This is a genomic window from Streptomyces sp. NBC_00080 (genome assembly GCF_045041255.1).
In the GTDB taxonomy this organism is placed as follows: domain Bacteria; phylum Actinomycetota; class Actinomycetes; order Streptomycetales; family Streptomycetaceae; genus Streptomyces; species Streptomyces coriariae.
Genome location: NZ_CP108235.1, coordinates 6,984,394 through 7,006,979, shown reverse-complemented (window position 1 = coordinate 7,006,979; position 22,586 = coordinate 6,984,394). Strand labels below are relative to the sequence as shown.

Sequence of the window (22,586 nt, the reverse complement as noted above, 5' to 3'; positions counted from 1 at the left end):
AGCGCTGTCGTACATGTCATGCACCAGGAGGCACCCAGCGATGTCGGTTCCGCAGCTCAACGACGAGCACCGCGGCGAGGAGATCCTCGCCGTCTTCGACACCGCGTTCGGAGAGCTCCTGGCCGCCGACCCGGCCGCGTTCCGGGTGAAGTTCCGGAAGATGGCGGCCTCGGCGTTCGCGTTCTACCGCGGTACCGCGGGCCTCTTCTACCACGACCTCGACGCCGAGAAGCGGGGCGGCCCGTTCCTGGACGAGCGCACCTCGCGCGTGTGGATCCACGGCGACCTGCACGCGGAGAACTTCGGCACGTACATGGACGCGACAGGCCGGCTGATCTTCAACGTCAACGACTTCGACGAGGCGTACGTCGGCCCCTTCACCTGGGACCTGAAGCGCCTGTCCGCCTCCATCGCCCTCATCGGGTACGCGAAGGCGCTCGGTGACGATCAGATCAGCGAGCTGGTGGAGGTGTACGCGGGCGCCTACCGGGAGCGGATCCACGCGCTGGCCACCGGCGCCAAGAGCGACGAGGTGCCGCCCTTCGCCCTGGACACCGCGCAGGGCCCGCTGCTCGACGCGCTGCGCGACGCGCGCTCCCTGACCCGCTTCGGGCTGCTGGACTCGATGACCGAGATCCGTGACTTCGAGCGCCGCTTCGCGCCGGGCGGCGGCTCCATCGAGCTGGACGCGGCCACCCGCTACAAGGTGCTCGCGGCCTTCGACGGCTATCTGGAGACCCTGCCGGAGACCTCCCTGGCCCGCCCGGACTCCTACCGCGTGAAGGACGTCGTCGGCCGCCGGGGCATCGGCATCGGCTCGGCCGGGCTGCCGTCGTACAACATCCTCCTCGAGGGCCACAGCGACGCCCTGGAGAACGACGTGGTGATCTACATCAAGCAGGCCCAGACGCCGGCCGTCTCCCGGCACATCACGGACCCGGCGATCCGCGACTACTTCCAGCACGAGGGCCACCGCACGGTGATCTCCCAGCGCGCCCTCCAGCAGCATGCCGACCCGTGGCTGGGCTGGACCGAGCTGGGCGGCGCCGGGCAGCTGGTCGCCGAGGTCTCGCCCTACGCGGTCGACCTGGACTGGGGCGACATCGACGACCCGGAGGAGATCGCGGGCGTCGTCGCCGACCTGGGCCGGGCCACGGCCACGATGCACGCGGCGGCGGACGACACCTCCGGCGAGTCCCTGGTGCCCTTCTCCACCGAGCGGGCCATCGACGCGGCGATCGCGGCCGACGAGGACGGCTTCGCGCCGCTCCTGGTCGACTTCGCGCACACGTACGGCGCACGCGCGCGTACCGACCACCAGATCTTCGTCGACCTGTTCCGCAACGGCCGGATTCCAGGTCTCTAACGGTCCGCCTTCTCACAGGGACCCTTTAGGGGTCTCCTACAGGAGCACGTGACACACTCTCCTCCGCTATGGACATATCCGGGACCCGCCTCAGAGCCGTACGCGCGGCGCTGTTCACGGCATGCGTCGTGACGCTCAGCACCGCGTCGCACGTGCTGCTGTCCCGGGCCCCGCTGCCGCTCAACACGGTGGCCGCCGTCGCGGCCGCCGTGTTCGCCCTCGCGTACGTCCTCGCGGGCCGCGAGTGCGGCTTCGGGCGGATCGCCGCCCTGCTGATCCCGCTGGAGCTGGCGGCCGACACCGTCTTCACCACCGGCCAGCACGTCTGCTACGGCCGTGCGGGCGGTCCGGTCGCCGGCCCGCTGGCCTCGGTCGGCTGGGACGTGCTGTGCGGCGACGGCACTCCCGTCGGTACCCCGCTGGCCCAGGTCACCGGCACCGACACCGACCGGCTGGGCGGGCTCATGGCCCACCCCGACCCGGCCGCCGCGTGGCTGCTGCTCGGCGCGCACGTCTGCGTCGGCCTGATCGCGGCCGCCTGGCTGCGTCGGGGCGAGCGGGCGCTGGCCCAGCTGCTGCGGGCCGCGACCGCGACGACCTTCCGGCCGCTGCTGCTGGCCGTCGCCGCCGTGGCCGTACGACGCGCCCCGGCGGCCCGCCGCCTGCCGCGGCCCACCCGCCGGTCGACCACCGTCCGCGAGCGGATTCTCGTGCACTCCTTGGGACGGCGTGGACCGCCGTGCTCGCTCGCCGCGGTCTGAACAGACCCGCACGTCTGCGCAGGCCCCGGCAACCGAGCACCACTTCAGTCCCTCAGTACCCACACGAACTTCCGCGTACGACATGTGCGCGTCCCTTTGGAGAACACCATGAGCAAGCGGAACAGCGCTGCGGCGAAGACGGCGGCCCGGGAGCGGCTGCGCATCGAGCGTGAGCGCGAGGCCAAGCGGGTCAAGACCAGGCGGCAGGTCATCGTCGCCCTCTCGGTCGTCGGCGTGCTCGCAGCGGCCGGCGGCATAGGTTACGCCGTCGTCCAGGCGAACAAGCCCGGCTACTGGGAGGACGCGGCGAAGGCCAAGCTGGTCAAGCCGGCCAACACCAGCGGCAAGAACGGCACGACGGTCGTCATGGGCAAGGCGAGCGCCAAGAAGACGCTCGTGATGTACGAGGACCCGCGCTGCCCGGTCTGCGCCCAGTTCGAGCAGACCGTCGGCGCGACGGTGAAGAGCGACTACGACGCCGGCAAGTTCAAGATCGAGTACGTCGGCGCGACCTTCCTCGACCGCAGCCTGACGGGTGAGGGCTCCAAGAACGCGCTCAGCGCCCTGGGTGCCGCGCTCAACGTCAGCCCCGAGGCGTTCCTCGAGTACAAGACCGCGATGTACTCGGCGAAGTACCACCCCGAGGAGACCGAGGACAAGTTCAAGGACGACTCCTACCTGATCAAGGTGGCGGACACGGTCTCGGCGCTGAAGGGCAACGCCAAGTTCCAGAGCGCCGTGAAGAACGGCACCTACGACCGGTGGGCGCTGGAGATGTCCAAGACGTTCGACAAGAGCGGCGTCTCGGGCACCCCGACGCTGAAGATGGACGGCAAGACGCTGACCGGCTCCGACGGGCAGGGCAACGCCCCGATGACGGTGGCCGACTTCACCACGGCGATCGACGCGGCGCTCAAGGGCTGACCCGCTCCTGATCCGACGCTTCGAGGAAGAGCGGGCGAACTTTTGGGAGTTCGCCCGCTCTTTTGTCGTACTGGTCAGTAATCTGATCGTCCGTGACCAGTCGATACAGATCCTCCGAGAGCGCCGACACCCCGTCAGAGCGCCCCAACTCGCTGTCGCCGCGCCGCCGTACGGCGCTCAAGGCCGTGGCGGCCACCGCGGTGCTGGCCGGCCCGCTCGCCGCCGCGCTGCCGGCCCGTGCCGCCGAGGCCCCCGTCTTCCTGCACGGCCTCGCCTCCGGCGATCCGCTGCCCGACGGCGTCCTGCTGTGGACCCGGGTGACGCCCACCCCCGAGGCGATACCCGGCTCCGGACTCGGCCCGGCCACGGAGGTGAGCTGGGTCGTCGCCACGGACAAGGCGCTGACGAACGTGGTCGCCAAGGGCTCCACCAGCGCCTCCGCCGCGACCGACCACACCGTCAAGGCCGACATCCGCGGTCTCGCGCCCGCCACCGACTACTGGTTCCGCTTCTCGGCCGGCGGCACCGACTCCCCGGTGGCGCGCACCCGCACCGCGCCGGCGGCGGACGCCGCCGTGCCGGGCCTGCGCTTCGGCGTGGTCTCCTGCGCCAACTGGGAGGCCGGCTACTTCTCCTCGTACCGTCACCTCGCCGCCCGCGGCGACCTGGACGCCTGGCTGCACCTGGGCGACTACATCTACGAGTACGGCACCGGCGAGTACGGCACGCGCGGAACCGTCGTACGGCAGACGGCGCCCACCCACGAGATCCTCACCCTCGCCGACTACCGCACCCGGCACGGCAAGTACAAGACCGATCCGGACCTTCAGGCCCTGCACGCGAAGGCGCCGGTCGTCGCGATCTGGGACGACCACGAGTTCGCCAACGACACCTGGTCGGGCGGCGCCGAGAACCACACCGAGGGCGCCGAGGGCGCCTGGTCGTCCCGGCAAGCGGCCGCCAAGCAGGCCTACTTCGAGTGGATGCCGGTCCGGCCGGCCATCGCCGGCACCACCTACCGCCGGCTGCGCTTCGGCAAGCTCGCCGATCTGTCCCTGCTGGACCTGCGGTCCTTCCGCTCGCAGCAGGTCGCCGTCGGCAACGGCACCGTGGACGACCCGGACCGCACGCTCACCGGCCGCGCCCAGCTCGACTGGCTGAAGGCCGGGCTGAAGGCGTCCGACACCACCTGGCGGCTGGTCGGCAACTCGGTGATGATCTCGCCCTTCGCCATCGGTTCGCTCTCCGCGGACCTGTTCAAGCCGCTCGCCAAGCTGCTCGGCCTGCCCCAGGAGGGCATCGCCCTCAACACCGACCAGTGGGACGGCTACACCGACGACCGCCGCGAACTCCTGGCCCACCTGCGCTCCCACGCCATCCGCAACACCGTCTTCCTGACCGGTGACATCCACATGGCGTGGGCCAACGACGTGCCGGTGGACGCCGGGACGTACCCGCTGTCGGCCTCGGCCGCCACGGAGTTCGTGGTCACCTCGGTGACCTCCGACAACCTCGACGACATGGTGAAGGTCCCGGAGGGCACGCTCACCGCGATCGCCTCCCCGGTCATCCGGGCCGCCAACCGGCACGTCCACTTCGTCGACACCGACCGGCACGGCTACGGCGTCCTGGACATCACGGCCGAGCGCGCGCAGATGGACTACTACGTCCTGTCCGACCGCACCACCACCACGGCGACCTCAGCCTGGTCCCGCTCGTACCGCACGCGCAGCGGCACGCAGAAGGTGGAGCGGACCTACGACCCGGTCTAGTCCCTTCCGGAGCTCCGGATCCCTCCGGAGCTCCAGGTCCCTCCGGAGCTCCAGGTCCCTCTAGAGCGAGTCGAGGAAGCCGAGCGCCACCCGCCAGGTGGCCTCGGCCGCCTCCTCGTCGTAGTCGGGCAGCTCGGGGTCGGTGTACAGGTGCCCGGCTCCCGCGTACCGGTAGATCTCCACGTCGGCGCCCGCTCTGCCCATCTGCAGATACCAGGCGCTCAGCCAGTCGTCGGTCTCGAACTGGTCCGGCTCCGCGACGTGCAGTTGCACCGCGAGGCCGTCCACCGAGACGTTCGGCGCCAGGTCCGAGGTGCCGTGCAGCAGGAGCAGGCCACGCGCTCCGGCGTCGCCGAGGGCGAGGGTCTGGGCGATCGACGCACCGAGCGAGAACCCTGCGTACACCAGCCCGCGCTCCGAGTAGGGCGCGGCGGCCAGGACGGCTCTCTTCAGCAGCTCGTCCTTGCCGATCTCCTCGTTGTACGCCATGCCCTCCTCGACCGTGTCGAACGTACGGCCCTCGAAGAGGTCCGGCGTCCACACCTCGTGCCCGGCGGCGCGCAGCCGGTCCGCCGCGGCGCGCACCGCGGGCCGCGGACCGTAGGTCGAGTGAAAGAGCATGATGTTCATGTGCCCATGGTGCCAGCCTGCACCGACAACGCCGTGCGTGCGCCTCCTCACAGAAACCGCATGTTCAGGACCCCTCCGACCCGGTTACGTTCGAAGGCATGGAGAACCTGCTCCGCCCCGTGATCGTGGTCGGCGGCTCGGTCGTGCTGACAGTCCTCGTCGGCTGGGCCACCGACCGCCTGCTGTCCAAGGCCGACCTGCGGCACCCCGAGACCCCGCTGTGGGGTCTGCTGCGCCGTGGCCGCATCCCCTATCAGCTCGTGCTGTGCGCGGCGCTGCTGAGAGGGTCATACGACGCCGCGCAGTTGCTGGAGGACCATCGGACCGGCATCGGCCAGTTCCTCACCCTGGTGCTGATCGGCTCGGCGGCCTGGCTGGTGATCAGGATCGCGGCGGCGATCGTCGAGACGTCGTACTCGCGCTACGCGCGCGTGCACCGCGATCCGGCCCGGGTCCGGCGGGTGCGGACCCAGGTGTCGCTGATCATGCGGGTGGTGGCGGCCGTCGTCGGGGTGGTCGCGGCGGCCTCGATGCTGCTGACGTTCCCCGCCATGCGCGCGGCGGGCGCCTCCCTGCTGGCCTCGGCCGGGATCCTCGGCATCGTCGCCGGTGTGGCCGCCCAGTCGACCCTGAGCAACATGTTCGCCGGCTTCCAGATCGCCTTCGGCGACATGGTGCGCATCGGCGACACGGTCGTGGTGGACGGCGAGTGGGGCACGGTCGAGGAGATCACCCTGACCTTCCTGACCGTGCGGACCTGGGACGAGCGCCGGATCACGATGCCGGTCTCGTACTTCACCTCGAAGCCCTTCGAGAACTGGTCGCGCGGCACCCCGCAGATGACCGGCATCGTCTACTGGCACGTCGACCACGCGGCGCCGGTGGAGGCGATGCGCGAGAAGCTGCGCGACATCCTGCGCGAGTGCCCGGCCTGGGACGGCCGCGCCTGCGGGCTCGACGTCACCGACACCACGCCCAACACCATGCAGGTGCGGGCCCTGGTCACGGCGAAGGACGCCGACGACATCTGGACGGTGCGGGTCAGGGTCCGCGAGGAGATGATCCGCTGGCTGTCCAAGGAGCACCCGTACGCGCTCCCGAGGGTCAACACGGCGGACGCGGCGCTGCCCCCGGGCCGCCACCTGCCCGGCCAGTCCCACTCCCCCGACGGTGCGGCCCGGCGCGTCCACGAGCCGCCGCGGACGGCCCGCTGAGCGTCAGTTCCCGCGCTCCGCACCCCCGTTGACCTGGACGACCTGTGAAGTGACGTGACCGGCGCCCGGGGAGGCCAGCCAGTGCAGTGTGGCGGCGATGTCCCCGGGCGTCCCGGCGCGCCCGGTGAAGGTCTCGCCGACGAGCCGCTCGCGCCGCGCGGGCTCGATGGCGTCCCCGAAGAACCCGGTGTCCTCGACGTATCCCGGGGCGACGAGGTTCGCGGTGATGCCCCGGGGCCCCAACTCCCGGGCGAGATCACGCGCGTACGGGTGCAGCGCGGCCTTGGCGCCGCCGTACGCCCCGCTGCCCGACCCCCGGTACGCGGCGATCGAGCTGACGAACAGCACCCGTCCGCCCGGCGAGGCGAGCCGGTCCTTCAGGGCCTCGGTGAGCAGGGCGGCGCTGAGGGTGTTGCTACGGAAGTTGACGGTCCAGTGGTGCGCGACGCGGTCGAGCGGATCCGCACTGTCGCTCGGCGGCTCCAGGTGCCCGGCGCCCCCGGCGCTGTGCACCAGCACGTCCACGGTGGCGAACTCCGCCTCGACGAACCGGGCCACCCCCCGCACCTGCTCCGGCTCACTCAGATCCGCGGCGTAGGTGAGCGCCCCGGCCACCCCGGCCTTCTCCAGCACCTCCGCCCGCCGCCCGAGCAGCAGCACCCGGTCCCCGTCCGCGGCGAAGACCCGCGCCGCGGCGAGCCCGATCCCTGTTCCGCCTCCACTGATCACCACGTTGCGTGCCATGGTCCGAGCGTAACGAGCAGTACCGACAGGGGTCATGGCGGTTTACGCGAATGCCATGAACCGGGCGGCCGCGCAAGGCGGGGCCGCCCGGCCCGGTCGCCTCACCTGAGGCTGCGCACGTCCAGATGCCGCAGCACCCGGTCCACGATCTCCGGATCGGAGCCCGGCTCGCTGCGCGCCGCGACCACCTCGTGCCGGGCCGCGCTCAGCATCTCCCCCTGGATCCGCCGCACCCGCTTCAGCCTGCGCACCCGCTGGTCGTGGCCCTCGCGCCGTTCGTCCTCCCCGACGTCGGGGCTGATCCGCAACCCGATGTCGAAGGCCCGCCGCAGCATCTGCTCGGACAGCTCCTCCGGCAGGTCCTCCTCGGCCTCGATCTCCCGCAGCCGCTGCTTCGCCGCCTTCGCGGCCCGCACCGCGAGCTCCTTCTCGAACTCCTTCTCGCGGTCGCTGTCCGCCTGCACGTCGAGGCGCTTCACCAGCCACGGCAGGGTCAGTCCCTGGAGGACCAGGGTGGCCATGATCACGCCGAACGCGATGAAGATGATCTCGTCCCGGTCGGGGAAGGGCCCGCCGTCGTCGGTCTTCAGCGGCACGGCCAGCGCCAGCGCCACCGAGGCCACCCCGCGCATCCCGGCCCACCACATGACGAGGGTCTCCCGCCAGTTCGTCGGAATGTCCTCGAGGTGGTCCTGTCTGGCGTGCAGCCGCTGCGTCAGCCAGGTCGCCGGGAGCAGCCACAGCAGCCGTACGACGACCACGACGACCACGATCACCCCGGCCCAGCCCAGCATCTCCCCCCACCGCCCGGACGCCGTCCGGATCGCGTTGTGCAGCTCCAGGCCGATCAGCCCGAACGCGACGCCCGTGACGAGGGTGTCGATGATGTCCCAGAAGGTGTGGCCGGCCAGCCGGGTCAGCACGTCGTCCGGGTCGGTGGCGTACTCGGCGAGGAACATGGCCGTGGTCAGGACGGCAAGCACCCCGGACCCGTGGAACTCCTCCGCCAGCACGTACGAGGCGTACGGCACCAGGAGCGTCAGCCCGATCTGCAACGTCGTGTCCCCGAGGACGTCCAGCAGCCTGTTCGCGCCCCAGCCGAGCGCGACACCCACCGCCACCGCCACCACCGCGGACAGCACCAGGTCGAGACCGGCCTGCCACGGCGAGAACGACCCGCTCACGGCCGCGGCGATCGCGACGTGGTAGAGCACGATGGCCGTCACGTCGTTGAACAGCCCCTCGCCCTCCAGGATGGACACCAGCCGGCGGGGCAGCCCGAGCTGCCCGGCCACCGCGGTGGCGGCCACCGGATCGGGCGGCGCGACCAGCGCGCCCAGCGCCACGGCCGCGGCGATCGGCAGACCCGGCACGATCGTGTGGGCCACGGCCGCCACGCACACCGTCGTGATGAACACCAGCGCGACGGCCAGCAGGAAGATCGGCCGCACGTTCGCCGCGAACTGCCGCCATGAGGTCCGCCGCACCGCCGCGTACAGCAGGGGCGGCAGCAGGAGGGGCAGGATCAGATCCGGCGGGATCTCCACGTTGGGCACGAAGTCGAGCACCGCGAGGACGATCCCGAGCAGGGTCATGAGCACCGGCGCGGGCAATCCGAACCGGTCCCCGACCGGGACGCTCACCACGGCCCCGAGCAACAGGACGAACAACAGGGCCAGCTGGTCCACGGTCAGCGCTCCGGGTCTAGACGATCAAGAACATCCAGACCTCCAGCGTCGCACGACCACCGTTCGCTACAGAGAACGCCGCATGGACCGGTGCGGAATCCCCGCCTCCATGTCCTGCGGCCCGTACGCCGCGTACCCCAGCCGCTCGTAGAACCCCAGCGCCTGGGTCTGTGCGTGCAGGTCCACGGCCGCGAGCCCCCGCGCGCGTGCCGCCTCCTCGATGGCCCGCACCAGCGCCACCCCGACACCCAGCCCGCGCGCCTCGCGTGTCACGGCGAGCCGCCCCAGGGAGCCCACCGACAGGTCGCCGCCGGTCCGGTCGGCGACCGCCTCGCCGTACAGCAGCCGCCCGGTGCCGAGCGGCAGCCCGTCCACCCGGACCGCCAGCACATGGACGGCGTCGGCGTCGTGCGCGTCGTACTCCAGGTCCTCGGGCACGCCCTGCTCGCCGACGAAGACCTCCTTGCGCACCGCGAAGCACGCCTCCCGGTCGGCAGGGTCCTCGGCGACCCGCACCGTGTACCCCTGCGGGCCGCTCATCCGTAGGTCTCCTCGCGGACCTGCTCCAGTGCCTTGGCCAGGTCCTCGGGGTAGTCACTGGCGAACTCCGCCCACTGCCCGTCCCCGGGGTGCTCGAAGCCCAGCCGCACCGCGTGCAGCCACTGCCGGGTCAGGCCGAGCCGCTTGGACAGCGTGGGGTCGGCGCCGTACGTCAGGTCGCCGACGCAGGGGTGGCGGTGGGCGGCCATGTGGACGCGGATCTGGTGCGTACGGCCCGTCTCCAGCTTCACGTCCAGCAGGGAGGCCGCGCGGAAGGCCTCGATCAGGTCGTAGTGCGTGACGGACGGCTTGCCCTCGGCCGTGACCGCCCACTTGTAGTCGTGGTGCGGGTGTCGGCCGATGGGCGCGTCGATCGTGCCACTGGTGGGGTCGGGGTGGCCCTGGACGAGCGTGTGGTAGCGCTTGTCGACCGTGCGCTCCTTGAACTGGCGCTTCAGCGACGTGTACGCCCGCTCCGACTTGGCGACCACCATCAGCCCCGAGGTGCCGACGTCCAGCCGGTGCACGATGCCCTGGCGCTCGGCGGCACCGGACGTGGAGATGCGGTACCCGGCGGCGGCGAGCCCGCCGATGACGGTCGTCCCGCTCCAGCCGGGCGACGGGTGCGCGGCCACGCCGACCGGCTTGACGATCACGACCACGTCGTCGTCGTCGTGCACGATCTCCATGCCCTCGACCGGCTCGGCGACGATCTGCACCGGCGCCGGGGCCTGGGGCATCTCGACCTCCAGCCAGGCCCCGCCGATCACCCGCTCGGATTTGCCGACCACCGAGCCGTCGACCGTGACCTTCCCCGCCGCAGCCAGCTCGGCGGCCTTCGTACGGGAGAAGCCGAACATGCGGGAGATGGCGGCGTCTACGCGCTCGCCCTCCAGGCCGTCCGGCACGGGCAGGGTGCGGGTCTCGGGAATCGTGCTCACCCGTCGAGTATGCCGGACGGCTCCGGTACCGCCGTACGGCCCTGTGGACAACCGCCGGGCGGTCAGTCCTTGTGGACGGTCCCGTCCGGGTCCAGGCCCTTGAAGGACAGCAGCACGATCAGGATGCCGCCGCAGACGATCGCCGAGTCCGCGAGGTTGAAGACCGCGAAGTGCTTCGGGGCGATGAAGTCCACGACCGCGCCCTCGAAAACGCCCGGCGCGCGGAAGATCCGGTCGGTGAGGTTGCCCAGCGCGCCACCCAGCAGCAGTCCCAGGGCGATCGCCCAGGGCAGGCTGTAGAGCTTGCGGGCGAGCCGGGCGATCACCACGATCACGGCCGTCGCGATCACCGTGAAGATGATGGTGAACGCCTCACCGAAGCCGAAGGCCGCGCCCGCGTTGCGGATGGCCTCGAACTTCAGCCAGTCCCCGATGATCTCGATCGGCGCGTGGTGCTCCAGCTTGGCGACCACGAGCATCTTGCTCACCAGGTCGATCACGTACGCGACCGTGGCGACGGTGAAGAGCACGGCGATCCGGCGCTTGCCCCTGGGCCGCGCCTCGGTGCTCTCCTGCCCGTCCGGGCCGGACGACTGCTCCGGCTCGGATCCCGCCTCTGGGATGTCCGGCGTACCGATGACGCGCTCCGCCTCTGCCACGTGAGTCCCTCAACCTAGGTACCTGACTGAGGACGAGGGTACGGCACACCCCCCGACCGCCAGGTGATCAGTACCGGCGCTCCTGCTTCTGCTTGCACTCGACGCACAGTGTGGCCCTCGGGAAGGCCTGCATCCGGGCCTTGCCGATGGCCTGGCCGCAGTTCTCGCACAGGCCGTACGTGCCGGCGTCCAGCCGCTCCAGGGCGTGCTCGGTCTGGATCAGCATCTCGCGCGCGTTGGCGGCCAGCGCCAGTTCGTGTTCACGCGTGATGTTCTTCGTCCCGGTGTCCGCCTGGTCGTCACCCGCGCCGTCCCCCGAGTCCCGCATCAGCCCCGTCAGGGCCGCCTCGGACGAGGCGAGCTCCGCCCGCAGCCGCCCCTGCTCGGACTCGAGCTCCGCACGGGCCTCCTCGACCTCCTGCGGCGTCCACGGCTCCTCGCCGGGGCGCACCGCGAGCTCGCCGGGCTCCACCGCCGCGAAGCGCGCCTTGGGAACAGCGGTCTTCGCCGCAGTGGCCGTACCCGGAGTCTTCTTCGCAACCACAGTCGTGGCTCCCGTCTGCTCCGCGGCCGAGGCCGCGCCCACCTTCTTGGCCGTGCTCTTCCTGCCCGCACTCGTCCCGGTCACGCCTTCGGCGCCGGCGATCTTCTCGACCGCCGCCTTCTCGGCGGTGACCTTCTTGGTGGCCGCCTTCCTGGCAGCCGGCTTCTTCGCGGTCGTCGTCTCCGCCGCGGCCGCCTTCTTGGCCGCGGTCTTCCTGGCGGCCGTCTTCTTGGCGGCAGGCTTCCCGGTGACCGTCTTCTTGGCGGCAGGCTTCCCAGTGACCGCCTTCGTGGCGACCACCGCGTCCGTGGCCGTCTTCTTCACCGCCCTCTTCGCGGCGCTCTTCTTCGCGGCGGGCGCCTTCCCGGCAGGTCCGTCCCTCTCGACCGGCTCCGCCGCCCCTGCCTCCGCCGCTTCCTCCTCCTCGGGTCTTCGAGCCACCGCCTTCTTGGCAGCCGACTTCCTTGCCGCGGCCTTCTTCGGTGCTCCGGCCGTCGCGGACCGCACCGACTTCACGGCCCCGGACTCCTTGGCCGCGCCGCCGGAGGCGCCGGAGGCACTCGTGGAGCTGCCGGACGCCGACTGCTGTACGGCGGTCTTCTTCGCCACCATGGCCGCGGCCCCTTCACATATTGTGATCTTGCACGCGAATCGTGCTGGGACGATAAATCGACTTGGAGCCCGCGGCAACGGGGCGCACCGCTCGATTCGCCCGCCTCGCGGCAAGCCTGCATCCGTTGTGCCCAGCTCCCCGCCCGGTAATCCGCCGAGCCGGACATCCCGGAATCCGAACGCGCATACCATCACACAGCCACCATTCGGGTGATTCCGGACCGGGTCGTCGGCCGGGTCCCGCGCCCCCGAAAACCCGTCGGCCGCTGTCGTCGGGGAGCCGTACACTGGGCGGAGCGAAAAGTGTGGATGGGGACGAGTAGCGGCGTACGCAGCCCAGAGCGACCCGGGGACGGTGGAAGCCCGGGGGCGAGCGCGTCGTGAAGATCACCCCGGAGCCGCCGGAAGAAAGCCGCAGCCGAAAGGCGAGGGCCAGTAGAACCGGCATCGCGACCCCAATGAGGGGGCTCACCGGCGCACGGAGCGCACCGGAGGGCCAAGGAGGGTGGTACCGCGGGAGCGCGCCGCACACGGCGTAGACAGGCAAGTCGGCTCTCGTCCCTCCGACGGAAGGAAGTATGTCCGCCGGAGGAAGCTCGTTGAATACGCAGCCGCAGTACCGCCAGGTGCCCGCCCAGGTCGACCTGCCCGCCCTCGAGCACGCGGTGCTCGACTTCTGGCGCGAGCAGAAGATCTTCGCCAAGAGCCTGGAGCAGTCCGAGGGCCGCCCCGAGTGGGTGTTCTACGAGGGCCCGCCCACCGCCAACGGAATGCCGGGCGCCCACCACATCGAGGCGCGCGTCTTCAAGGACGTCTTCCCCCGCTTCCGCACCATGCGCGGCTACCACGTGGCCCGCAAGGCCGGCTGGGACTGCCACGGCCTCCCGGTGGAGCTGGCGGTCGAGAAGGAGCTCGGCTTCTCCGGCAAGCAGGACATCGAGGCGTACGGCATCGCCGCCTTCAACGACAAGTGCCGCGAGTCCGTGCTCCGCCACACCGACGCGTTCTCCGAGCTGACGACCCGCATGGGCTACTGGGTCGACCTCGACGACGCCTACGTCACGATGGACCCCGAGTACATCGAGTCGGTCTGGTGGTCGCTGAAGGAGATCTTCAACAAGGGCCTGCTGGTCCAGGACCACCGCGTCGCCCCCTGGTGCCCGCGCTGCGGCACGGGTCTGTCCGACCACGAGCTGGCCCAGGGCTACGAGACGGTCGTCGACCCCTCCGTGTACGTCCGTTTCCCGCTCACCTCCGGTCCGCTCGCCGGCGAAGCCGCCCTCCTCGTGTGGACGACGACCCCCTGGACACTGGTCTCCAACACGGCCGTGGCCGCGCACCCCGAGGTCCCCTACGTCGTGGCGACCAACGGCGAGGAGAAGCTGGTCGTCGCCGAGCCGCTGGTCGCCAAGGCGCTCGGCGAGGGCTGGGAGACCACCGGCCAGACCTTCACCGGCGCCGAAATGGAGCGCTGGACCTATCAACGTCCGTTCGAGCTCGTGGAGTTCCCGGAACCCGCCCACTACGTGGTGAACGCCGAGTACGTCACCACCGAGGACGGCACCGGTCTGGTCCACCAGTCCCCCGCCTTCGGTGAGGACGACCTCAAGGTCTGCCGCTCCTACGGCCTGCCCGTCGTCAACCCGGTACGCCCGGACGGCACCTTCGAGGAGTCCGTCCCGATGGTCGGCGGCGTCTTCTTCAAGAAGGCGGACGAAAAGCTCACCGAGGACCTCCAGCAGCGCGGCCTCCTCTTCAAGCACATCCCGTACGAGCACAGCTACCCGCACTGCTGGCGCTGCCACACCGCGCTCCTCTACTACGCGCAGCCGTCCTGGTACATCCGCACCACGGCCGTCAAGGATCGCCTCCTCCAGGAGAACGAGAAGACCAACTGGTTCCCGGACACGGTCAAGCACGGCCGGTACGGCGACTGGCTGAACAACAACATCGACTGGGCGCTCTCCCGCAACCGCTACTGGGGCACCCCGCTGCCGATCTGGCGCTGCGAGGACGACCACCTCACCGTCGCCGGCTCCCGCGCGGAGCTCACCGAGCTGACCGGCACCGACCAGTCCGAGCTGGACCCGCACCGCCCGTACATCGACGCGGTCACCTTCGCCTGCCCGCACGACGGCTGCGGACGGACGGCCACGCGCGTGCCGGAGGTCATCGACGCCTGGTACGACTCGGGTTCGATGCCGTTCGCGCAGTGGGGCTACCCGTACAAGAACAAGGACCTCTTCGAATCCCGCTACCCGGCGCAGTTCATCAGCGAGGCCATCGACCAGACCCGCGGCTGGTTCTACACGCTGATGGCCGTCGGCACGCTGGTCTTCGACAAGTCGTCGTACGAGAACGTCGTCTGCCTGGGCCACATCCTCGCCGAGGACGGCCGCAAGATGTCCAAGCACCTGGGCAACATCCTCCAGCCGATCCCGCTGATGGACCAGCACGGCGCCGACGCGGTCCGCTGGTTCATGGCGGCCGGCGGCTCCCCCTGGGCTGCCCGCCGCGTAGGCCACAACACGATCCAGGAGGTCGTCCGCAAGACGCTCCTGACGTACTGGAACACGGTCGCCTTCCAGGCCCTGTACGCCCGTACGTCCGGCTGGGCGCCGAGCGAGGCCGACCCGGCCCCGGCCGACCGCCCGGTCCTGGACCGCTGGCTGCTCTCCGAACTCCACGCGCTCACCGACCAGGTGACGCAGTCTCTGGAGGCGTACGACACCCAGCGCGCCGGCAAGCTGCTCTCCGCGTTCGTCGACGACCTGTCCAACTGGTACGTCCGCCGCAGCCGTCGCCGCTTCTGGCAGGGCGACAAGGCCGCGCTGCGCACCCTGCACGAGGTCGTCGAGACGGTCACCAAGCTGATGGCCCCGCTGACCCCGTTCATCACCGAGCGGGTCTGGCAGGACCTCGTCGTGCCGGTCGTCCCGGGCGCCCCGGACTCCGTCCACCTGGCCGCCTGGCCGGAGGCCGACCTCGCCGCGATCGACCCGGAGCTGTCGAAGCAGATGGTCCTGGTCCGCCGCCTGGTGGAGCTGGGCCGCGCCACCCGCGCGGAGTCGGGCGTGAAGACCCGCCAGCCCCTGAAGCGCGCCCTGATCGCCGCGAGCGGCTTCGACGCCCTCGACCGCGAGTTGCACGGGCAGATCACGGAGGAGCTCAACGTCGAGTCGCTGGCGTCCCTCTCCGAGGTCGGCGGCAGCCTGGTCGACACGACCGCCAAGGCCAACTTCCGCGCCCTGGGCAAGCGGTTCGGCAAGCGCGTCCAGGACGTGGCCAAGGCCGTCGCGAACGCCGACGCCGCCGCGCTCTCCCTCGCCCTGCGCGAGGGCACGGCCTCGGTGGAGGTCGACGGCGAGACGATCGCCCTGGCCCCCGACGAGGTCATTATCACGGAGACCCCGCGCGAGGGCTGGTCGGTCGCCTCCGACTCCGGCGCGACGGTCGCCCTCGACCTGGAGATCACCGAGGAGCTGCGCCGCGCGGGTCTGGCCCGGGACGCGATCCGGCTGATCCAGGAGGCCCGCAAGAACAGCGGCCTCGACGTCGCCGACCGCATCGCGCTGCGCTGGACCGCGACCGACGCGGCGACCGCCGACGCCCTGTCCGGCCACGCCGGCCTCATCGCCGACGAGGTCCTCGCCACGGACTTCGCCCAGGGTGAGGCGGACGACACCTACGGCGCCCCGTTCACGGACGACGCCCTGACGCTGACGTTCCGTCTGCGCAAGGCGTAAGGCACCTCCGCGAGGGCCCGGTTCCCCCGAGGGGGGCCGGGCCCTCCGCACGTCCGGCGTGTGGGGCCGGGCCCTCCGCACGGGGACAATCACACGCATGATCGTCCTCAACACGCGTAAAAAGGGCGGGACCCCGGATGGTGATCCGGGGTCCCGCCCTTTGAACGCTGCCGACGCCTAAGGCGTACTACAGGCCGTCAGTTGTCGTCCTCGTCGATGAGGAAACCACGCATCGGCGAGGGAGCCTGGCCCATCGGCGACGGGCCCTGCGGCCGCACCGGAGCCATCGGCTGGGTCATCGCCGGGGACATCTGCTGCTGCCCGCCGTAGGACGGGGCGGCCGGGCTGGGAGCACCCATGCCCGGGTTGCCGCCGTAGGACGGAGCACCGGCGCCGGCCGGAGCCATGGAAGGCGCCGGGGACGGCGGCAGCGATGCCGTGGCCGGAGTGCGCGGCGGTGCGAGGGAGTCGTCGGCCTGGGTCTCCAGCTGACGCAGCTGGGACTCGAGGTAGGACTTCAGACGCGTGCGGTACTCGCGCTCGAAGCCACGCAGGTCCTCGACCTTGCGCTCCAGCGTGGCGCGGGCGGACTCCAGGGAGCCCATCGCGACGCGGTGCTTCTCCTGCGCGTCCCGCTCCAGGGCGTCGGCCTTGGCACGGGCGTCCCGCTCGAGACCCTCGGCACGCGAACGCGCCTCACCCACGATCTTGTTGGCCTCGGAACGGGCCTCGGCGATCGCCTGGTCGGCGGTCTGCTGGGCCAGCGACAGGACACGGGCGGCGCTGTCGCCACCGGGACCCTGACCGGGGCCGCCCATCGGACCACCCATGGGACCGCCCATCGGGCCACCCATCTGCTGCTGCATGGGGTTCTGGCCCATCGGACCCTGACCCATCGGACCCTGGCCCATGGGGCCCTGGCCCATCTGCTGCTGCATGGGGTTCTGACCCATCGGACCCTGGCCCATCGGACCCTGGCCCTGCGGACCACCCTGACCGCCGTTGGGACCGGCGGGCAGCTGCGGCGCACCGCTCGGCAGCTGGGGCGGGCCACCCATGGGGCCACCCATCTGCTGCTGCGGCGGGCCCGATATGCCGGCGGGCACCGGGGCGCCCGGGCCTCGCATGCCCTGCTGCGGCATCCCCTGCGGAGGCATCCCCTGCTGGGGCATGCCCTGCTGCTGCATACCGCCCTGCTGCATACCGCCTTGCTGCATGCCACCTTGCTGGGGCATGCCACCCTGCTGCTGGTCCTGTTCGGGCGGCTTGCGCATGTTCTGCTGGTTCTGGGCAGCAGCGCGCGTGGCCGCGGCCAGTTTGGCCCGCAGGTCCTCGTTCTCACGAAGCAGGCGGGTCAGTTCGGCTTCGACCTCGTCGAGGAAGGCATCGACCTCGTCCTCGTCATAGCCTTCTCGGAGGCGGACGGTCGTGAACTGCTTGTTCCGCACGTCCTCGGGGGTCAACGGCATCTCTTCACCTCAACGTAGTCTTCGGCATCGGCAAGACGGTAGTTCACATCGCTCACAGCCGACTCACGATCGAGATCAGGATGTAGACGATGATCATCAGTACGAAGAAGGACAGGTCGAGCGCCACGCCCCCGAGACGCAACGGCGGGATGACCCGCCGCAGAAGCTTGAGCGGTGGATCGGTGACAGTGTAGGTGGCCTCCAGAACGACCACCATCGCCTTGCCGGGCTGCCATGAGCGGGCGAACTGGAAGACGTAGTCCATGACCAACCGGAAGATGAGCACGATGAGGAAGACCATCAGCGCGATGTAGACGACATCCAGGACCACGCTCATGTTCGGTGCTTCCCTCTCCCCTGTTCCGTGCTTCTCTGTACTGCCGTTTCCGGTCGAGCGTCTCAGCTCTGGTTGAAGAACCCGCCCTCTGCGATGCGGGCCTTGTCCTCCGCCGTGACATCGACGTTAGCAGGCGACAACAGGAACACCTTCTGCGTCACCCGCTCGATGCTGCCGTGAAGACCAAACACCAAACCGGCCGCAAAGTCGACAAGTCGCTTCGCGTCTGTGTCATCCATCTCAGTCAGATTCATGATCACCGGGGTGCCCTCACGGAAGTGTTCCCCGATGGTACGGGCCTCGTTGTAGGTCCGGGGGTGAAGCGTGGTGATCCGGTACGGCTCTCGTTCCGACACGACCTTGGGCATGATCACCGGTGCGTTCTTCTCCAGGGACTGACGTTCTTGTGTGATGGATGCCACGGGCGCGATGCGCGCCGGACGCCCGGATTCCGCGCCTAGCGAAGCGGAACGAGCCACCGGCTCACGCGGCGCCGGCGGCTGCACGATTCGCACCTCTTCGTCCCTTTGGGACTGATGCGCACCATGTGACTGGTGGGACGGCTCGTGTCGCCGGTGGTCCCGCTCGGGCTCCGGGTCGAGCTCGGGTTCGAAGTCGTCGTCGGGGTCGAATCCCCGGCCGTCGTACCCATCGTCCTCCACGAGGCCGAGGTAGACCGCCATCTTGCGCATCGCGCCGGCCATTCTCTGAGTCCTCCGCTCTGTGGTGGATCGACTTTCAACTGCCAAGTCCCGCGATCCACGTGGCCCTTGTGTCCGCCCTTCGGCGGTAATGACCATATTTTCTGCTGTGGTCCGACTTCCTGGCGACGTTACCCGAGCCTGGGGCGGACTCCGAGTACCGCAGTGCCGACGCGTACATGTGTCGCTCCGGCCGCCACGGCATCCTCGAGGTCCGCACTCATCCCTGCCGACACCATGTTCGCAGCCGGATGGGCTCGGCGCAGGTCAGTCGACAAATCCATCAACCGCCCGAAGGCCTCGCGTTGGCGCCCGGCGTACTCCCCGGTCAGAGGTGCGACGGTCATCAGTCCGTCAAGTCGCAGCCCCGGCGATCCGGCGACCAGAGCGGCCAACTCCTCGACGCCGCCCGGGGCCACACCGCCCCGCTCACCCCGTTCGCTCGCCCCGGCGTCGAGCGCCACCTGCAGCAGACAGCCCACCTCGCGCCCGGCCCGCACGGCCTCCTTCGACAGGGCCGTCACCAGCCGGGCCCGGTCGACGGACTGCACCACGTCCGCGTAACCGACCACGGAGCGCACCTTGTTGGTCTGCAACTGGCCGACGAAGTGCCACCGCAGCGGCAGCTCGGCACACTCGGCCGCCTTGGGCGCCGCGTCCTGGTCCTTGTTCTCGGCGACATGGCGCACACCGAGTTCCGACAGGAGCCGCACATCGCTCGCCGGGTAGGTCTTGGTGACCACGATCAGGGTCACCTCCTCCCGCGCGCGGCCCGCGGCCGCGCAGGCGGCGGCGATCCGATCCTCCACCTTCGCCAGGTTTGCGGTGAGTTCGTACTTACGGTCCGTCATGTCCCATCAGTCCAACCAGACATATCCCGCGAGTCGCCCCGTGGAGCGGTCGCGGCGATACGAGAAGTGGTCGTTCGACTCCCGTGTGCACACCGGCGACCGCTCCCGGTCGTGCACCCCGAGCCGGTCGAGCTGCGCGTGCACCCCGGCGATCACGTCGACGGCGGGAGTGCCCCAGCTCGTCTCGGCGCTCGCCGCCGGCTCGACGGCGGCCACCTCGGCGCGCATCGCCTCCGGCACCTCGTAGCACCGCCCGCACACGGAGGGTCCTGTGCGGGCGACGATCCGGGCGGGGACGGCGCCGAGCGACTCCATCGCGTCGATCGCCGCCGGCACGATCCCCTTGACCATGCCGGGCCGCCCGGCGTGGGCGGCCGCGACCACCCCGGCGACGGGGTCGGCGAGCAGGACGGGCACACAGTCCGCCGTCAGCACGGCGAGGGCGAGCCCACGGGTCGCGGTCACCAGACCGTCGACCGGCGGGGTGAGCCCGGTGGTCCACGGTCCGTCGACCTCGGCGACGTCGTTGCCGTGCACCTGGTTCATCCAGACGACCAGGCCGGGGTCCAGACCCAGCGACTTGGCGGCCAGTTCACGATTGACGCGTACGGCGTCGGGGTCGTCGCCGACCGCTCCGCCGAGGTTGAGCTCCTCATACGGAGCGGCGCTCACCCCGCCCCACCGGTCGGTGAAGGCGAAGTGCGCGCCGCTCACGCTCTCGCGCTGTCCTATCACTTCAGGAAGTCCGGCACGTCCAGCTCCTCGGCCGCGCTGTCCGAGTAGGACCGCGACGGCGGCACCGGCGGCGAGACCGGCAGGTCGGCCACCGGCTCGGGCGCCGGCTGCGCCTCCTCCTTGGGTGTCACGCTGCCGAGCGAACCGAAGGACGGCCGGCTCTCGGGCTGCCGCACCGGAGTGGGCTCCTCGCGCCGCGCCGAGGACGAGGACGAGGACGAGCCCATGACGGTCTCCCGGCGGGCCGGGGGCTGGCCCCCGTCGAAGCCGGCCGCGATGACGGTGACCCGCACCTCGTCGCCGAGGGCGTCGTCGATGACCGCACCGAAGATGATGTTGGCCTCGGGGTGCGCGGCCTCGCTGACCAGCTGGGCGGCCTCGTTGATCTCGAACAGGCCGAGGTCGGAGCCGCCGGAGATGGAGAGCAGGACGCCCCGGGCGCCGTCGATCGAGGCCTCCAGGAGCGGCGAGGAGATCGCCATCTCGGCGGCGGCCACCGCGCGGTCGTCGCCACGGGCCGAGCCGATGCCCATGAGGGCCGAACCGGCCTCGGACATGACCGACTTCACGTCGGCGAAGTCGAGGTTGATCAGACCGGGGGTGGTGATGAGATCGGTGATGCCCTGGACACCGGAGAGCAGGACCTGGTCGGCCGACTTGAAGGCGTCGAGGACCGAGACCTGGCGGTCCGAGATGGAGAGCAGTCGGTCGTTGGGGATGACGATGAGGGTGTCGACCTCTTCGCGGAGTTCGGCGATGCCGTCCTCCGCCTGGTTGGCGCGGCGCCGGCCCTCGAAGGTGAAGGGGCGGGTGACCACGCCGATGGTGAGGGCGCCGAGGTTGCGTGCGATGTTGGCCACGACGGGTGCGCCGCCGGTGCCGGTGCCGCCCCCCTCTCCGGCCGTCACGAAGACCATGTCGGCCCCCTTGAGGACCTCCTCGATCTCCTCGCGGTGGTCCTCGGCGGCCTTGCGGCCCACGGCCGGGTTGGCGCCGGCGCCGAGTCCGCGCGTGAGTTCACGGCCGACGTCGAGCTTGACGTCGGCGTCGCTCATCAACAGCGCCTGCGCGTCGGTGTTGATGGCGATGAACTCGACGCCCTTGAGACCGACCTCGATCATCCGGTTGATGGCATTGACACCACCGCCGCCGACACCGATGACTTTGATGACTGCGAGGTAGTTCTGCGGTGCTGCCACGTCGAAGGCCTCTCGCCTCGAGTTACGTGTCGTCGCCTCGCAGGTGATGCGATCCGACGACTGATGCCGAATGGGCCGGTCCGTTTCGCCGACCCGAACCCTAACGCTGAAGTTTAGGGTTACCAGTGTGTCTGTTCCTTGGAGTCTTCTGAACAGGACACTAAGTCGACAAGTGGCGCCCGTTCAACGAACACGCCGAACCTCCCGTTTTTCTTTTCACCCTATGTGATCAGGCGTGTCACTGCCCAACCAGGGTGCTGGCCTGCGCAGACGTGCGTCAACTCCCCGCTGACGCAGGGGCGGTGGGAGCGCTGACATCGAAGTGCCGGGCGTCCGGGGCGGCTTTCATGAGAGCGGTGAGTGTACGACCCTTCGCCGCGGCCTTCTCGGCACTTCCCCACGCGACCGTGCGGCCACCGATCAACTCCAGGGAGATGTCGTCGTAGGAACGGACCTTGACGACCCGGGTGGCCCGCGCGACGCCGGCGGGCAGGGAACCGGCCGCCTTCACCGCCTCCCGCACCAGCCGGGCCTCGCCGAAGCGGCGCAGGCTCGCGGCGGCCGAACGCGACGAGGAAACGGCCATTTCCAGCATCGGGACGCCTTTGGGAGCCTCGGAAACCGTGGCGAAACGGACGCCTTCGTCGTCCACTTCCACGAAGTTCGACCCCTTTTGCACGAGGAGAACCGGCGTACGCTCCGTCACTTTCAGGCCGATTCCATGGGGCCATGAACGCACCACGTCGACCGAGTGAATTCGGGGCAATTCCGTACGCAGCCGGGCCTCGATCGCGTCGATGTCGACCGAGACCAACGGCGATCCGACCGGTACGGCGGCGGCTTCGCGCACCTGCGGCGGCGTCAGCACCTTCGTGCCGGACACGGAGACCCGCTCCACGCGCAGCCACTGCGAGCCGTACAGCACCCAGCCGGTGCCCGCGCCGAGGAGCACGACGGCCAGCGCGAGAATGATGATCGTACGAAGTCGGCGCGGCCCCAACCACCGAACGAGGGGCGGGCCGGACGACTCCTGCTGGCGTGCACCGCGCTCGGCGGTGGCGGATCCGGCCACGCACACTCCCTTTCCTGGCCCGGTTCACCTCCGGGGCGCCGCGGCCGGTGTCGAGAGCCCGGCCGTGCTCAGCCCTTCGGG

20 protein-coding genes are annotated in these 22,586 nt (G+C 70.4%); 6 read left to right on the top strand and 14 right to left on the bottom strand.

Annotated features, from left to right (window positions below; genetic code table 11):
- Positions 1-40 precede the first annotated feature (40 nt).
- The 4 genes from OHU34_RS31150 to OHU34_RS31135 all read left to right on the top strand — a co-directional run bounded on the left by OHU34_RS31150 (position 41) and on the right by OHU34_RS31135 (position 4,823).
- Positions 41-1,366, top strand: coding sequence for a DUF2252 domain-containing protein (locus tag OHU34_RS31150; RefSeq protein ID WP_405769446.1), 1,326 nt, complete (start codon positions 41-43; stop codon positions 1,364-1,366).
- A 68-nt stretch (positions 1,367-1,434) separates the two neighbouring features.
- Positions 1,435-2,127, top strand: a complete 693-nt coding sequence (locus OHU34_RS31145) for a hypothetical protein (RefSeq protein ID WP_405769444.1) — start codon at positions 1,435-1,437, stop codon at positions 2,125-2,127.
- 108 nt (positions 2,128-2,235) lie between these two features.
- The gene (locus OHU34_RS31140; protein WP_405769442.1) at positions 2,236-3,051 is read left to right on the top strand and encodes a DsbA family protein; all 816 of its coding nucleotides are present in this window, start codon (positions 2,236-2,238) and stop codon (positions 3,049-3,051) included.
- 92 nt (positions 3,052-3,143) lie between these two features.
- Complete coding sequence (locus tag OHU34_RS31135; RefSeq protein WP_142263769.1) at positions 3,144-4,823, top strand: alkaline phosphatase; 1,680 nt, start codon at positions 3,144-3,146, stop codon at positions 4,821-4,823.
- 60 nt (positions 4,824-4,883) lie between these two features.
- Here OHU34_RS31135 and OHU34_RS31130 read toward each other — a convergent pair whose 3' ends face one another.
- Entirely contained in the window at positions 4,884-5,453 is a 570-nt protein-coding gene (locus tag OHU34_RS31130; protein WP_142263770.1) for a dienelactone hydrolase family protein, read from the bottom strand.
- Between the two features lie 98 nt (positions 5,454-5,551).
- Here OHU34_RS31130 and OHU34_RS31125 point away from each other — a divergent pair, with 98 nt between their 5' ends.
- Positions 5,552-6,667, top strand: a complete 1,116-nt coding sequence (locus OHU34_RS31125) for a mechanosensitive ion channel family protein (protein WP_230196201.1) — start codon at positions 5,552-5,554, stop codon at positions 6,665-6,667.
- 3 nt (positions 6,668-6,670) lie between these two features.
- On the opposite strand, the gene OHU34_RS31120 is transcribed toward OHU34_RS31125, so the two are convergent.
- The 6 genes from OHU34_RS31120 to OHU34_RS31095 form a co-directional block, all read right to left on the bottom strand.
- Positions 6,671-7,411: an SDR family NAD(P)-dependent oxidoreductase gene (locus tag OHU34_RS31120; protein ID WP_142263772.1), complete on the bottom strand. Its 741-nt coding sequence runs from the start codon at positions 7,409-7,411 to the stop codon at positions 6,671-6,673.
- Positions 7,412-7,512: 101 nt separating this feature from the next.
- Entirely contained in the window at positions 7,513-9,099 is a 1,587-nt protein-coding gene (locus OHU34_RS31115) for a Na+/H+ antiporter (protein WP_142263773.1), read from the bottom strand.
- A gap of 66 nt (positions 9,100-9,165) precedes the next feature.
- A complete protein-coding gene (locus tag OHU34_RS31110) occupies positions 9,166-9,639 on the bottom strand; it encodes a GNAT family N-acetyltransferase (protein WP_142263774.1) in 474 nt (157 codons plus the stop codon).
- Positions 9,636-10,580, bottom strand: coding sequence for an RluA family pseudouridine synthase (locus OHU34_RS31105; protein WP_020129920.1), 945 nt, complete (start codon positions 10,578-10,580; stop codon positions 9,636-9,638). The genes OHU34_RS31110 and OHU34_RS31105 overlap by 4 nt, the downstream gene beginning before the upstream one ends.
- 62 nt (positions 10,581-10,642) lie before the next feature.
- Entirely contained in the window at positions 10,643-11,239 is a 597-nt protein-coding gene (gene lspA, locus OHU34_RS31100; RefSeq protein WP_142263775.1) for a signal peptidase II, read from the bottom strand.
- Positions 11,240-11,306: 67 nt separating this feature from the next.
- Positions 11,307-12,395, bottom strand: a complete 1,089-nt coding sequence (locus OHU34_RS31095; protein ID WP_142263776.1) for a TraR/DksA family transcriptional regulator — start codon at positions 12,393-12,395, stop codon at positions 11,307-11,309.
- Positions 12,396-12,994: 599 nt separating this feature from the next.
- Here OHU34_RS31095 and ileS point away from each other — a divergent pair.
- Positions 12,995-16,141, top strand: a complete 3,147-nt coding sequence (gene ileS, locus OHU34_RS31090) for an isoleucine--tRNA ligase (RefSeq protein WP_405769435.1) — start codon at positions 12,995-12,997, stop codon at positions 16,139-16,141.
- A 197-nt stretch (positions 16,142-16,338) separates the two neighbouring features.
- Here ileS and OHU34_RS31085 read toward each other — a convergent pair whose 3' ends face one another.
- The 7 genes from OHU34_RS31085 to OHU34_RS31055 form a co-directional block, all read right to left on the bottom strand.
- Positions 16,339-17,610: a DivIVA domain-containing protein gene (locus OHU34_RS31085; protein ID WP_020129924.1), complete on the bottom strand. Its 1,272-nt coding sequence runs from the start codon at positions 17,608-17,610 to the stop codon at positions 16,339-16,341.
- Positions 17,611-17,662: 52 nt separating this feature from the next.
- Positions 17,663-17,947: a YggT family protein gene (locus OHU34_RS31080; RefSeq protein WP_020129925.1), complete on the bottom strand. Its 285-nt coding sequence runs from the start codon at positions 17,945-17,947 to the stop codon at positions 17,663-17,665.
- Positions 17,948-18,009: 62 nt separating this feature from the next.
- Positions 18,010-18,651: a cell division protein SepF gene (locus OHU34_RS31075; RefSeq protein WP_020129926.1), complete on the bottom strand. Its 642-nt coding sequence runs from the start codon at positions 18,649-18,651 to the stop codon at positions 18,010-18,012.
- Between the two features lie 128 nt (positions 18,652-18,779).
- Positions 18,780-19,499, bottom strand: a complete 720-nt coding sequence (locus OHU34_RS31070; protein WP_142263778.1) for a YggS family pyridoxal phosphate-dependent enzyme — start codon at positions 19,497-19,499, stop codon at positions 18,780-18,782.
- Positions 19,500-19,505: 6 nt separating this feature from the next.
- Positions 19,506-20,234, bottom strand: a complete 729-nt coding sequence (gene pgeF, locus OHU34_RS31065) for a peptidoglycan editing factor PgeF (protein WP_142263779.1) — start codon at positions 20,232-20,234, stop codon at positions 19,506-19,508.
- Positions 20,231-21,433, bottom strand: a complete 1,203-nt coding sequence (ftsZ, locus tag OHU34_RS31060) for a cell division protein FtsZ (protein WP_142263780.1) — start codon at positions 21,431-21,433, stop codon at positions 20,231-20,233. Before ftsZ ends, pgeF begins: the two co-directional genes overlap by 4 nt.
- A 277-nt stretch (positions 21,434-21,710) precedes the next feature.
- The gene (locus OHU34_RS31055) at positions 21,711-22,505 is read right to left on the bottom strand and encodes a cell division protein FtsQ/DivIB (protein ID WP_405769430.1); all 795 of its coding nucleotides are present in this window, start codon (positions 22,503-22,505) and stop codon (positions 21,711-21,713) included.
- Positions 22,506-22,586: the final 81 nt, after the last annotated feature.